Source organism: Sulfurimonas sp., from assembly GCF_050296975.1.
Taxonomy (GTDB): Bacteria; Campylobacterota; Campylobacteria; order Campylobacterales; family Sulfurimonadaceae; genus Sulfurimonas.
Map to the genome: position 1 here is coordinate 146,782 of NZ_JBNKRX010000036.1, position 12,581 is coordinate 159,362.

Sequence of the window (12,581 nt, forward strand, 5' to 3'; positions counted from 1 at the left end):
ATTAGCCTGTTTTACGTATTTTTAACAACTTTTGGATAGAATAAGAAAAATTTAATCCCAAAAGTTGTTTATGATCAGATATTTTTTCTTACTTTTATTGCCATTATTTTTATATGCAAATTTAACGTATGACTCTAATTATGAAAAAGAGTTACGAGTGCTTACTTCTTTTGATATAGACCCTTCTTTTTTGTATGACCCCGTTTTAAACAATATGAAACAAAAAACTCTCTCCAAAGATAAACATTTTTTTAAAGCTATGGAGGATGCATATTTATTTATACCTGCTATAAAAAATGCTCTTTCAAAATATGATGTACCTCAGGAGTTTTTATATCTTGCTATGGCAGAGTCCAACTTTAGAACAAAAGCATATTCAAGTAAACGTGCAGCTGGACTGTGGCAATTTATGCCAAATACTGCTAAGCATTATCATTTGCATATTGATGAGTATACAGATGAAAGACGTGACCCTATCAAATCTACTGAGGCTGCTGCAAAGTACCTCTCTTCACTCCATGATCGTTTTGGAAAATGGTACTTAGCTGCGATCGCGTACAACTGTGGCGGTGGAAGATTGAGCCGTGCTATAAAAGAAGCAGGAACAGATGATATAGCTATTTTACTAGATGAAGATAAAAAGTATATCCCCCAAGAGAGTAGAAATTATATAAGAAAAATCGTAGCATTTTCACTTATAGGGAGCGATGAGAGATATCTTTTAAGAAGTGAGTATGAGTACCTTTTAAATCGTGCAAATGCTTACTCTTTAGCGACTATTAAGCTTTCAGGTGGTGAGTCTTTACAAAGAATTTCAAAACTTATAGGTATTCCGCTAAAAGATTTAAAAAAGCTCAATCGTCATCTAAAATATGACTTTGTGCCACCGTATTCAAGCAACTATGATGTGTATATACCATATATAAAGCTTTCAGAGTTTAAACAAAAGTATAGTGTTGAACCTGTAAAAAATATCTATAAAATTCATGTAGTGACAAAAGGGGATAACCTTTCGTACATTGGTAAAAAATATGGAGTTTCTTATAAAGTAATCAAAGACTTTAATAATCTAAAAACGACAAAACTAAGTCTGAAACAAAAGCTTATTATTCCTATACCTAAAAAGAGCTCAAAGCAAAAAGTTGACTCGAAACATTACTATATAGTCAAAAAAGGGGATTCGTTAGAGTCGATCTCAAAGGCGCATAAAATTAGTATACAAAATATTCGTTCTCAAAACAATTTAGAAGGTTCATTGATTAGAATTGGTGATAGGTTAAAGTTGTATGAATAAACAGTATTTTTATCTTATTTTATCGATTGCCATTATATTTTCTGGATGTAGTACACGAGGTAAAGGTGTGTATAGAGCAAATAACTATACACCTGCAAATGATTACTCGTCTAGTAGCAGTTATAATCCTAGTCCTACTCAAAAAACATATTCGCATCCAACAATGCGTCCATATGTTGTTCGTGGTAAAAAGTACTATCCAACTGTTGTGAGTGTTGGGGATGATTTTAAAGGGACTGCGAGTTGGTATGGTCCAGATTTTCATGGGAAGCTCACTTCAAATGGTGAAAAATACAACATGTGGGATATGACAGCTGCTCATAAAACGCTTCCAATGAATACAATTGTAAAAGTGACAAATAGACGCAATGGAAAATCCGCTGTAGTAAGGGTAAATGACCGTGGACCTTTTGTAGATACTAGAATTATCGATCTTTCAAAAGCTGCTGCAAGTAAAATCGATATGATAGGAACGGGAACTGCTCCTGTGAAGCTTGAAGTTTTGGGTTTTGCAGGGAAAGGGACAAAGAAAACACCAGTCACAAAAAAAGAGTTAGACAAAGAGCTTGAAAACTCTCCAAAAACTGTAGATATGGATCAGTTTTTATTGCAGATCGGCTCTTTTTCAAAGATTGAGGGTGCTTTGACAACTCAAGAGAAGTATGACAATACAGATGGGTATCATACAATGATTAAAGATGTGCAAACACAACAAGGACGAATGTTCAAAGTAGTTTTAAGTGGCTTTAAAAGTGAGCAGGAAGCAAGAGATTATAAATCGCTTGGGAAATTTGAACACGCATTTATTTTACGGGAGGATTAGATGATTACAAAAACAAGAACAACAAAAGAGACAGATATTAGTGTATCTTTAGAGATCAATGGGAGTGGTAAAAGTAAGATTGCCACTGGTGTTGGATTTTTAGATCATATGCTTGAGAGTTTTTCAAAGCACTCTTTGATCGATTTAGAAGTAAGTTGTAAAGGTGATACTCACATCGATGACCATCATAGTGTTGAAGATGTAGGTATAGTTCTTGGAGATGCTCTAAGCACAGCTATCTATCCTGTAAAAAATATGGAGCGTTTTGGCAGTGCAAATATTGTTATGGATGAAGCGTGTGTATCGTGTGACTTGGATTTAAGCAACCGCCCATTTTTAGTTTATGAGCTTGATGTAGTTGGAAAAGTAGGGCAGTTTGACACTGAGCTAACAGAAGAATTTTTTAGAGCATTTATACTCAACTCTAAAATAAGTGCGCACATTGTACAACTTCGTGGTAAAAATAAGCACCACATTATCGAAGCCGCTTTTAAAGCAGTTGCAGTGGCAATAAGACGTGCAACTGCTACAAATGAGAGAGTCGGTATACCAAGTACAAAAGATGTATTATGATTAAACTGTTAGTATTAGATGTTGATGGTTGTTTAACTGATGGTAAGATTATCTATTCAAGTGATGGAGTTGAGAGCAAAAACTTTAATGTAAAAGATGGTTTGGCAATCAGCTCATGGATAAAAATGGGTGGAGAAGTTGCTATCATTACTGGAAGAAACTCTAGTATTGTTGAAAAAAGAGCACAAGAGTTAGGTGTGCAACACCTTTTTCAAGGAGTAAAAGATAAAGCTATACTGCTTCAAGAACTAGTAGTGAAAATAGGATTGAAGTTTTATGAAGTAGCAGCTATAGGTGATGATTTTAATGACTATGAGATGCTGAAATCTGTAGGCAGAAGTTTCACCCCTAATGATGCTACAAAAGATATGCATGATTTAGTAGATGTAGTGCTTTCACACAATGGTGGAGATGGAGCAGTACGAGAGATGATCGATATGATTATTGAGCAAAATGATCAAAAAGAGCAATTTTTATCTTTATGGATTAAAGGATAAATCATTAATATAAATCTGTTCTTTATATTTGTTATTACTGTTTTATTATCTATCTTTTTTCTTTTTCAGCCTCACAAAGTAGATCAGAAAATTTTGCAAGATATGCCATTATTGCATATAGAAAATTTTATTATGTATGAACTTGATCCTTTTGGTCTGAAAACATTAATGCTAGGAAGTGAAGCATTTCGTTATAAAGATAGATATACTGTTGATAATATTAACCATACAGATCATTCACAAGTTCATATATCAAATTTACGAGCAGATTACGGTATTTATAAAGATAATACGCTCGATTTAACAGGGGATGTTACGTTGGTGCGTGATGATGGTTTAAGTTATAAAACGCAAAAGGCATCTTTTTATAAAGATAAGGGTGTTTTTGTAACCGATACAAACTATACTTTATCTCAAGGAAATAATGTGATCCATGGAACTTACTTAGATCATAATAATTTTACAGGTAAAATACATTCTAAAAACATAAATGCAAAATATTATATAAACGAGGACAAATGAAAACAATCATATTTCTAATAGTTTTTTTACAAACATTTTTATTTGCTGATGAATTGCAAGTCAAAGCACAGAAGTTTTTTGCAGATGAGAAAGCTGGATTGTCTATTTTTGAAGGTGATGTAAAGATAAAGAAAGGGTATGATGAACTTAATGCTTCTAAAGTGACTGTGTATATCGATAAAGAAAAAACACCAACGAAGTTTGTAGCCGAAGGCAATGTGTCTTTTCAAGTGGAAACAAAAGATCAAGTCAAGTATCGAGGTGTAGCACAAAAAGCAATATATCTACCAATTACAAAAGAGTACAATTTCTATAAAGATGTACATTTAAAACAATTGGGTGATAAAAAAGAGATTCAAGGCGATGAAGTAACTCTAAAAATACTTGAAAACAAGGCATTTGCAAAGGGTGCTCAAAAAGAGCCTGTTATCATGATTTTTGAGTTTAAAGATAAAAGTGAAGAAGAGCAAAAATGATAGATATTGTAGATGCAAAGTTTGTTACATCAGCACCAACAGTGAAAGAAGTCCCAGACTCAGATGAGCAAAATGAAGTTGTTTTTATGGCGCGAAGTAATGTTGGGAAAAGTTCACTTCTAAATGCTTTGACAAATCATAAAGGGTTAGCCAAAGTCTCTGCAACACCGGGAAAAACAAAACTCATTAACTATTTTGATGTGACGTTTATGGATCGCGATACAAATGAAAAAATAGTAGCAAAGTTTGTTGATCTCCCTGGATTTGGTTATGCAAAAGTGGCAAAATCTATGAAGAGTGATTGGGAGAAAAATCTGACTGATTACATCTCAAAACGTAAAAATATCAAAGTTTTTATCCATCTTATTGATTCACGCCATCCAAATTTAGATATCGATGTGGATGTAAGTAACTTTTTGTTCTCAAACGTAAGTGAGGAACAGTATATCGTTCAAATTTTTACAAAAATAGATAAACTGAATCAAAAAGAGCAAAATGCTCTTCGACGTGAGTTTCCAAATGCATTGATGGTTTCAAGTTCAAAAAAACGTGGAATCAATAAAATAGTAGACTTAGTCTATAAAATTTTAAATGAGAGTTCAAATGACAATTGAGTTTAGAAAGGCAACATTAGGCGATATTGCTAAAATGAGAGAACTGGTAAAACCAGAGGTTGATAGTGGAATTATTTTAGAGCGTAGTGAAGATGAAATTGCGACAAATATCCGCTCGTATACACTTGCATTTGATGGATATGAATTAGTAGGGTTTTGTGCTCTTCATATCCATACTTCTTACCTTGCTGAGATTCGCTCACTTATTGTTAAAGATGGGTATAGAGGAAATAAAATAGGAGAAAACCTAATCAAAAAACTTTTAGATGAAGCAAAATCTTTAGGTTTGCAAAAAGTGTTAAGTCTTACGTATAAACAGTCATTTTTTGAGCGATTAGGCTTTGTAGAGATTCCAAAAGAGACCCTCCCAGAACATAAAATCTGGGCTGATTGTATTAAATGTAAACATTTTCCTATATGCAACGAAGTATCACTTATCAAAAACCTCTAACGACAGTTTTTTACCTTATGGGGTATATTGTGTATAGCTCTATCGCTACTATATACCCTTTCTTACCACCATTATTTGCTGTGTTGTTTGTTTTATTTTTACGAGCATTAGAGGAACAAAATTTTAAAAATTTAATTTTTGTAACGTTTTGTTTGCTTATATTTGAAGTCAATTATGGATATATCCTTTTTAGTTCAATTACATTTTTTTACATACTCTATAAACTTGTTATGCCAAAAATTTATCTCAATTTTTCATGCCATCAATGTGTCAATATATCTTACATATTTTTGTCATATATCGGATATTTTTTATTTTTATCTCTTTTAGGAAATATTTTTTTATTTCCTTTGCCAAATATAGATTACTATATAATATACTATATAATAGTTGAGTTTTTTATAGTGAGTGTATTGTGAAAGTAAAATTTATCATTTTTATGTTTGCAACGATTTGGTTGATGTTATTAACAAGAGTCTTTTTCCTTGCTATCCAATCAAATGACTATTATGCAACACTTTCACAAAACAATACAATAAAAATAGAAGAGATAGCACCAGTAAGAGGTGAAATTTTAGATATTCATAATAATCCAATTGCAATCAATAAACTCGGTTTTAAAATAGCACTTGCTCCACATCTACTATCGAAAAAAAAGAAAAAAATTTTTCAAAAAGAGATAGATCTTATTATGAAGTTATTTCCTGCACTTGATAGGGAAGATATTGAAAAAAACTACATCAAACAAGACTCTTATTATAATCATAATTTTATAGAAGTGGTTTCATTTATCCCTTATGAAGATATGATGCCCGTCTATTCTATTTTAAATTTACGAAAAAATATCAAAATTACTGCAGCTCCAAAAAGATTTTATCCATATAAAAATATCGCTGCGCATATGATAGGGTACGTTGCACGTGCTAATAAAAAAGATATTAAAGATAATCCTTTAGTGGATTTGATTGGTTACACTGGAAAAACTGGGATTGAAAAATTTTATAACCAATATCTTCAGGGAACTCCCGGTGAAAGAAAAATCAAAGTAAATGCAAACAATCAAGAGATAGAGGAACTCAGTTATACACCAGCAGATGAAAGTAGAAAACTAACTCTCAGTTTAGATATGGAGTTACAGCAATATATCTCAAAACTTTTTGATGGAAAAGTAGGGACTTTCGTTGTTATGAAAGTAGATGGTTCTATCCTTTCAGCGGGAAGTTTTCCAAACTATGATCTTAATATCTTTGTAAATGGTATGTCACATGAGATGTATGATGAACTCTCGTCGAGTTTAGACCATCCTTTTACAAATAAACTTGTTCACGGTCTTTATCCTCCTGGTTCTACTATTAAACCAGCTTTAGGATTGCTTTACATTACGACAGATTTAAATGAGTACTGGAGTGTTGATTGTAAATCAAAACTCCCTCTTAGTGGACGTATATTTAGATGTTGGAAACATGATGGACATGGGCGTACAGATATCGTTAAAGCGATTCGTGAGAGTTGTGATGATTATTTTTACAAGGGTAGTTTAGTACTAGGAAATCAAAAGATGAGCGATGGTCTTAAGCGCTATAACTTAGGCAATAAAACAGGAGTTGATCTGCCAAATGAGTTTATTGGGATTGTTCCATCACGTGAGTGGAAATACACAAAATATAAAAGAGTTTGGAACATTGGTGAAACTGTAAATATGTCTATCGGGCAGGGGGATTTTTTAGTAACACCTATTCAAATTGCTCAAATGACTGCTCTCATAGCTACAGGTAAGCTACCGACTCCACATTTTGCTAAATATATTGGTGGGGAAGAATATGTCGCTGAATATAAAGAGATTTTCAATGTAAAAGAGAAAGCAAAGCTCCCAATTATCCAAAGAGCAATGTATCAAGTATGCAACAACCCCCATGGAACTGCTACACAATATCTCCACTCAAAAGTAAAATTAGCTGGGAAAACAGGAACAGCACAAGTGATTGGAATCAAGCAAGATGTTAAAAGACGTAAATTAGAGCATGAACTTGCATACTATAATCGTTCTCATGCTTGGATTACTACGTATGGTCCTTTTAAAAATCCTCAGTATGTTGTGATGGTAATGATTGAACATGGTGGGCATGGTGGACTTGCAGCAGGGGGAATTGTGTCAGATATATACAACAAGCTCTTAGAGCTTGGGTATATAAAAAAATAGTTTTAAACTATGTAGTTTTGAATAAGTAATGCTAGGATAGTTAACAAAAAGATTCCCCCAGCTTTGTTATAAAGCTTATTTGCGATGATGAAGAGTAAAGTTAGTGAAGCAGATGTAAGAACAATAAGATCAAATGATGTTTTTGTCACATCTATTGCTAATGGGTGTACAAGTGCAGCTGAGCCTAAAACCATAGAAAAATTTGCTACATTTGAGCCTATGATATTTCCTATACTCATCTCAGCATTGCCTTTTTTAACAGCTACAATAGAGACGATAAGCTCAGGTAAAGATGTTCCAAAAGAGATCAAAAATAATCCTATTATCCACTCACTAACTCCTAGAACTCTGGCAATACTTGTCCCACTCTCAACAACAAAATGTGCACCACCAATAGTGAATGTAAAACCTATAACTAAAAGAGCAATTGATTTCAACCAAGCAAACTTCTCTTTTTCTAACTCTTCATCGATTTCATCTTCTAAATCCTCTTTAGAGCTTCTAAAAAGGAAGATAAGATAAGAAACCATCATAAGTACAAATAAAACTCCATCAAAACGTCCGATTATACCATCTTGTATCATTACAAGAAAGATAATCACCGGAATAATCACCCATGCACTATCCAACCCAAAAAGATCACGTTTTGGTTTCATAGCTTTTGCAATTAAAAATACAACTCCTAAAACGAGTGTGATGTTTAGTGTAACACTCCCTACAACATTGGCAACTGCCATATCTGTTTTTCCATAAAATGCTGCCATAACTGAAGCTGCCATTTCTGGTAATGATGTGCCAAAAGCAACAAGTGTTGCACCAATTACAAAGTGTGATATATTAAAGTGTAGAGCAATTCTTTCCGATTCTTTGATGATAAAATCTGCACCATATATCAAAGCTGCCATAGCTACTAAAAATATAATGTAGTCCATTAACCCTCCGTTCTAACGATAAGACTATCTGGTAAATTAAATTTTTTGATGAGTTGTTCTTCCATCTTTCTCATTTCACCATTATCAACTTCGTGATCGTATCCAAGAATATGTAAAAGCCCATGAATAAATAGAAGTGTAAACTCATCTTGTACACTATGTCCTAACTCAGAAGCTTTTTCTTCAACAAACTCTTTTGAGATTACAATGCTGCCAAGCGGAGAAAATGGCATCTCTTCATAAGGGAAACTCAGTACATCAGTAGGATAGTCTTTTCCTCTGTACTCTTTGTTGATTGTTCGGATATCTTGGTTGTCTGTAATAACAAGCTCAACCTCTTGTTGTGTCAAAGATTTTAAGATAGTTTCCAATTTAGAAGTATCTATCTTTAAATCTGTTTTGTTTTCTATATCTATCATAAGCGAAATTATAGCAAACTACGCTTTGATATCTATGTTATTTCCAATTCCTGCTATGGCAGATGAAGTTTGTTGTGTTTGTTGTGAAGCACTGTCTAAAACACTTAAAACATCTCTCGCGGCAACTTCTTGTGCTTTTTTCATGACATCAACTTGGATAGCTGCCATTGTAGAACCAGAACTTACAGATGAAGTACTCATAATATGGCTCCTTGTGTTTATATGTATAATAGTATAACAAATAATTTTAAAAGATATGCTAAAATCTCATTATGAAAGAAAATAGAAAAAAAGCAGTATGTATTATGAGTGGTGGGATGGATTCTACCCTTGCTGCATACATGATGAAAAATGATGGTTATGAGATTGTAGGTGTTCATTTTAATTATGATCAAAGAACACAGACAAAAGAACTAGAGTGTTTTGAAGCAATTTGCGAAAAATTAGACATAAAAGAAAAGTATGTATTGGATTTAGATTTTTTTGCTCGTCTTGGAGCTTCAGCACTTACAGATAAAAATATTGATGTCCCAACTTCTGGTATAGAAGAGGGTATACCAGTTACATATGTCCCTTTTAGAAATGGGATATTTCTCTCAATGGCTGCTGCAATTGCTGAAAAAGAGGGGGCAAGTGTTATAGCTATAGGTGTTGTTGAAGAAGATAGCAGTGGGTATCCTGATTGTAGAGAAAATTACATAGAAGCGATGCAAAACGCTATAAACCTTGGAACTAAAGATGAAACAAATATAGAGATTAAAATGCCATTGGTGCATCTGAAAAAATCTGAGATAGTTCAAGAAGCCCTTAAACTTGACGTTGCTTTAGAGCTTACTTGGAGTTGTTACAAAGATGAAAATGAGGCATGTGGTGTATGTGATAGTTGTAGATTACGCCTCAATGGTTTTAAACAAGCTGGAGCGATAGACCCCATAAAATATGCATAATACTAAACAATATGATTTGGAAATTATTGTAAACAAAAAACTCAAACATAGTTATATATCTATCTCTCCAGATAAAAAGGTTGTTGTAAAAACACCCTATAAATCGCAACATTTTGTAGATGAACTTTTAGACAATAAAGCGCAGTGGATTGCAAAAAAACTACTTCAAATTGATCAAAAACAATTACTACATCATACACAACTCCATACCTTAGAGTTCTTACAAAGCAGGGTAAAGTTTTATAGTAGTATGATGCGATTACCATACAAAGAGCTCAAGTTTAGAAAAATGAGAAGAAGATGGGGAAGTTGCAGCTCATCAGGCGTGATTACACTCAATAAAGAGATGTTAAGGCTTGAAGAACATCTTGTGGATTATATAGTTGTGCATGAACTAGCGCACTTAAAACATATGAATCATTCAAAAAAGTTTCATGCTTTAGTTGAACAGTATCTTTTAAACGCACAAACACTGCGTAAAGAGCTAAAAAACATCCAAATCATATCTACTTGATGGAGACCATAACATCCATCCACTTGTATTTGCATCCTCTGCTGCTTTTATCTGTTGTTTGATCTCATCTTTTTTATAATGCACATTTGCACTAGTGTAATCTTGAAAATATTGTAACCAAGGACGAACCCTAATAGGTTCTATTTTGTCGTTAATATTTATAATGCTTTTATATACAACCATATAAGGATATTTTGCCGGGGAATCTTTTCCAAAAGAACCACTTGCAAAACCTGAAGGGTAGAGCATAGGCGCTATATAATCAGCATGTTGTGCTAAAGAATTTATAGTTTGTCCTATACCATTATCATCTTTACTCCAGCAAACATTTCCATAGATATCTACCGAGATAAAAACACCATATTTTCTAAGTCTTTCTTGTGCAGTATCTAAAAATTTTCCAATTGCTTTGATTCTATTTTTTTGTGTATGTCTCTTTTGAAATGATAGGTTTGTTTTTGCAGGAAATCGAACATAGTCAAAGTTTATCTCATCAAAACCAACCTGAGCAGCTTCTTCGGCTATACGGATAGTATAATCGTGAGATTGTGTATCATATGGATCAACCCAAGCCAAATCATCGTGGTTTCTCCAGAGAGTTTTGTTTTCATCATTGTTTTTAATAGCATACTCGTAGTTGTTTGTAGCCTGTAACTCATCTTTAAAGGTTACTATTCTTGCAATTGTATAGATATTTTTCTCTTTTAAAGTCTGCATGAACTTTTCTATATTGCGGTTAGTTCTTTTAAGATAAGCACCGTATTTATTGGCTTGTTTGAACTTTGTCCAAAACATCGTAGAACCGTACTCATTTTTGATATCTACAACTACTGCATTTAACTCTGTTTTATCCATAAGTTCAAGTATTTTTTCTAATCTTGGAGAGTTGTTAGAAGCTCCCCAAAATGTTAGGTATAACGCTTTTATATGGATAGGTGATAATCTATAATACGAGATGTTTTGATCTGTTTGAATGCTCAAAGGTCTATACCCATAAGCTTTAATATGTAAAGTGTTTTCAAGAGTATCTATAGAGAAACGACCATACATATCACTTTTTACTGCATGGGTAGAATCACTGACAGTTGCATCTTTTATAACTTGAGCATTTGTACTGTCTAAAAGTATTCCATTCCAGCCATATAGAATTTGATTTAAAAAAAATAGGATAAAAATTTGTTTCATAGACTATCTTTGATTTAAAAAATACCCTAAGCTTACATCACTCCATTTTTTTGAAAGTTTTAGGTACTTATCAATGGAGTCATAGATTGTTTCAAAGTCTTTATTTTGTTCACTTTGTTCTTTTACAACCTCTACGATAGCTTTTTTTCCAGTATCCATAACATCTTTTGGAAATTGTGAAAGTGTAACACCTAGACCTTGAAGCTCTTGAAGTGCATGTATATTTTGTGCATGAAATTCTGAAGTCATATTGGCATTCATTTCACTTGATGCCACTTCTATCATTGCTTTGTGTTCATGTGCCAATTTTTCCCAAGAATGCTTGTTGAAAGTGAGTTCAAGTACGGAACCTGGTTCATGCCATCCAGAGTAGTAATAAGGGGCTACTTTATAAAATCCCATTTTGATATCAAGTGCAGGTCCAACCCATTCTGTTGCATCGATTACGCCACGTTCAAGTGATGTATATATCTCTCCAGCAGGTAAAAGTACAGGATTTACTCCTAGCTTGGCAAACACCTCTCCACCAAGACCAGGGATGCGCATCTTAAGACCTTGCATATCCTCTAGTGAGTTAATAGGTTTGCGATACCATCCACCCATCTGAATATTTGTATTGCCGCCAAGAAGTGGGTAGAGATTGTACTTTGCATAATACTCACGCCATAGATCAAGTCCACCACCATAAAGCATCCAAGAGTTTACCTCTTCTGCAGTAAAGCCAAAAGGGATTCCGCTAAAGAGTGAAAAAGCAGAGTTTTTCCCTTTCCAGTAGTATGGGCCTGAATGAAAAGCATCTATTTGTCCACTACTAGCAGCATCAAAAACTGCTAGGGCAGGGACAAGTGTATTTTTAGGATAAAGTTTGATCTCTAAAGTTCCACCACTAATCTCTTTAACACGTTCAACAAAACGCTCAACTCCCATTCCAATGATAGGAAAATGAGCAGGCCAAGAGGTTGCAAGTTTAATAACAGTTTTTTTAGCTCTATTGATATTTATATCTTTATCATGTACACTTTTTTTTGGATGTTTTGAGTAGTCAATTGCTTGGCGGTTGCTATCATTACAACCATTAAAAGCCATTGCAGCAGACGTTATGCTAGCAGTTGTTAAAAAATCTCTTCTATTCAT

General features: G+C 33.5%; 16 protein-coding genes. 11 read left to right on the plus strand and 5 right to left on the minus strand.

The genetic code is table 11. From position 1 onward, the window contains the following. Positions 1–70: 70 nt before the first annotated feature. From ACQY56_RS11410 to mrdA, 9 genes are all read left to right on the plus strand, one after another. Positions 71–1,294, plus strand: coding sequence for a transglycosylase SLT domain-containing protein (locus ACQY56_RS11410; protein ID WP_428737837.1), 1,224 nt, complete (start codon positions 71–73; stop codon positions 1,292–1,294). Beyond that, on the plus strand, positions 1,287–2,117 hold the full coding sequence (locus ACQY56_RS11415) for a septal ring lytic transglycosylase RlpA family protein (protein WP_428737838.1): 831 nt from the start codon (positions 1,287–1,289) through the stop codon (positions 2,115–2,117). The genes ACQY56_RS11410 and ACQY56_RS11415 overlap by 8 nt, the downstream gene beginning before the upstream one ends. Then, positions 2,118–2,690 (plus strand): imidazoleglycerol-phosphate dehydratase HisB, encoded by a 573-nt coding sequence (gene hisB, locus ACQY56_RS11420; protein ID WP_428737839.1) that lies wholly within the window; start codon positions 2,118–2,120, stop codon positions 2,688–2,690. Next, complete coding sequence (locus ACQY56_RS11425; protein ID WP_428737840.1) at positions 2,687–3,187, plus strand: KdsC family phosphatase; 501 nt, start codon at positions 2,687–2,689, stop codon at positions 3,185–3,187. The genes hisB and ACQY56_RS11425 overlap by 4 nt, the downstream gene beginning before the upstream one ends. 24 nt (positions 3,188–3,211) lie before the next feature. Further along, on the plus strand, positions 3,212–3,709 hold the full coding sequence (gene lptC / locus ACQY56_RS11430) for an LPS export ABC transporter periplasmic protein LptC (RefSeq protein WP_428737916.1): 498 nt from the start codon (positions 3,212–3,214) through the stop codon (positions 3,707–3,709). Further along, entirely contained in the window at positions 3,706–4,185 is a 480-nt protein-coding gene (lptA, locus tag ACQY56_RS11435) for a lipopolysaccharide transport periplasmic protein LptA (RefSeq protein WP_428737841.1), read from the plus strand. The genes lptC and lptA overlap by 4 nt, the downstream gene beginning before the upstream one ends. Next, positions 4,182–4,799, plus strand: coding sequence for a ribosome biogenesis GTP-binding protein YihA/YsxC (gene yihA / locus ACQY56_RS11440; RefSeq protein ID WP_428737842.1), 618 nt, complete (start codon positions 4,182–4,184; stop codon positions 4,797–4,799). Before lptA ends, yihA begins: the two co-directional genes overlap by 4 nt. Further along, the gene (locus ACQY56_RS11445; protein WP_428737917.1) at positions 4,789–5,250 is read left to right on the plus strand and encodes an N-acetyltransferase; all 462 of its coding nucleotides are present in this window, start codon (positions 4,789–4,791) and stop codon (positions 5,248–5,250) included. Before yihA ends, ACQY56_RS11445 begins: the two co-directional genes overlap by 11 nt. 415 nt (positions 5,251–5,665) lie before the next feature. Further along, the gene (gene mrdA / locus ACQY56_RS11450) at positions 5,666–7,450 is read left to right on the plus strand and encodes a penicillin-binding protein 2 (RefSeq protein WP_428737843.1); all 1,785 of its coding nucleotides are present in this window, start codon (positions 5,666–5,668) and stop codon (positions 7,448–7,450) included. A gap of 2 nt (positions 7,451–7,452) precedes the next feature. On the opposite strand, the gene ACQY56_RS11455 is transcribed toward mrdA, so the two are convergent. The 3 genes from ACQY56_RS11455 to ACQY56_RS11465 are packed head-to-tail and all read right to left on the minus strand — an operon-like array spanning position 7,453 to position 9,002. Beyond that, complete coding sequence (locus ACQY56_RS11455) at positions 7,453–8,382, minus strand: calcium/sodium antiporter (protein ID WP_428737844.1); 930 nt, start codon at positions 8,380–8,382, stop codon at positions 7,453–7,455. Then, on the minus strand, positions 8,382–8,801 hold the full coding sequence (gene ybeY, locus ACQY56_RS11460) for an rRNA maturation RNase YbeY (RefSeq protein ID WP_428737845.1): 420 nt from the start codon (positions 8,799–8,801) through the stop codon (positions 8,382–8,384). The genes ACQY56_RS11455 and ybeY overlap by 1 nt, the downstream gene beginning before the upstream one ends. An 18-nt stretch (positions 8,802–8,819) precedes the next feature. Next, positions 8,820–9,002: a hypothetical protein gene (locus ACQY56_RS11465; protein WP_428737846.1), complete on the minus strand. Its 183-nt coding sequence runs from the start codon at positions 9,000–9,002 to the stop codon at positions 8,820–8,822. A 71-nt stretch (positions 9,003–9,073) separates the two neighbouring features. On the opposite strand from ACQY56_RS11465, the gene queC reads away from it, so the two are divergent. Then, positions 9,074–9,748, plus strand: a complete 675-nt coding sequence (gene queC, locus ACQY56_RS11470; RefSeq protein WP_428737847.1) for a 7-cyano-7-deazaguanine synthase QueC — start codon at positions 9,074–9,076, stop codon at positions 9,746–9,748. A gap of 16 nt (positions 9,749–9,764) precedes the next feature. After that, positions 9,765–10,262 (plus strand): M48 family metallopeptidase, encoded by a 498-nt coding sequence (locus ACQY56_RS11475; protein ID WP_428737848.1) that lies wholly within the window; start codon positions 9,765–9,767, stop codon positions 10,260–10,262. Here ACQY56_RS11475 and ACQY56_RS11480 read toward each other — a convergent pair. Then, entirely contained in the window at positions 10,233–11,447 is a 1,215-nt protein-coding gene (locus ACQY56_RS11480) for a putative glycoside hydrolase (RefSeq protein ID WP_428737849.1), read from the minus strand. The genes ACQY56_RS11475 and ACQY56_RS11480 overlap by 30 nt on opposite strands. Positions 11,448–11,450: 3 nt before the next feature. Continuing rightward, positions 11,451–12,581, minus strand: coding sequence for a TRAP transporter substrate-binding protein (locus tag ACQY56_RS11485; RefSeq protein WP_428737850.1), 1,131 nt, complete (start codon positions 12,579–12,581; stop codon positions 11,451–11,453).

Bases quoted from the DNA above. Each gene is read 5' to 3' on its own strand.
- ACQY56_RS11415 (WP_428737838.1), top strand. From the start codon at position 1,287: ATGAATAAACAGTATTTTTATCTTATTTTATCGATTGCCATTATATTT.
- yihA (WP_428737842.1), top strand. From the start codon at position 4,182: ATGATAGATATTGTAGATGCAAAGTTTGTTACATCAGCACCAACAGTG.
- ybeY (WP_428737845.1), bottom strand. From the start codon at position 8,801: ATGATAGATATAGAAAACAAAACAGATTTAAAGATAGATACTTCTAAA.
- ACQY56_RS11410 (WP_428737837.1), top strand. From the start codon at position 71: ATGATCAGATATTTTTTCTTACTTTTATTGCCATTATTTTTATATGCA.
- ACQY56_RS11445 (WP_428737917.1), top strand. From the start codon at position 4,789: ATGACAATTGAGTTTAGAAAGGCAACATTAGGCGATATTGCTAAAATG.
- hisB (WP_428737839.1), top strand. From the start codon at position 2,118: ATGATTACAAAAACAAGAACAACAAAAGAGACAGATATTAGTGTATCT.
- ACQY56_RS11485 (WP_428737850.1), bottom strand. From the start codon at position 12,581: ATGAATAGAAGAGATTTTTTAACAACTGCTAGCATAACGTCTGCTGCA.
- ACQY56_RS11480 (WP_428737849.1), bottom strand. From the start codon at position 11,447: ATGAAACAAATTTTTATCCTATTTTTTTTAAATCAAATTCTATATGGC.
- ACQY56_RS11465 (WP_428737846.1), bottom strand. From the start codon at position 9,002: ATGAGTACTTCATCTGTAAGTTCTGGTTCTACAATGGCAGCTATCCAA.
- ACQY56_RS11425 (WP_428737840.1), top strand. From the start codon at position 2,687: ATGATTAAACTGTTAGTATTAGATGTTGATGGTTGTTTAACTGATGGT.
- ACQY56_RS11455 (WP_428737844.1), bottom strand. From the start codon at position 8,382: ATGGACTACATTATATTTTTAGTAGCTATGGCAGCTTTGATATATGGT.
- queC (WP_428737847.1), top strand. From the start codon at position 9,074: ATGAAAGAAAATAGAAAAAAAGCAGTATGTATTATGAGTGGTGGGATG.
- lptA (WP_428737841.1), top strand. From the start codon at position 3,706: ATGAAAACAATCATATTTCTAATAGTTTTTTTACAAACATTTTTATTT.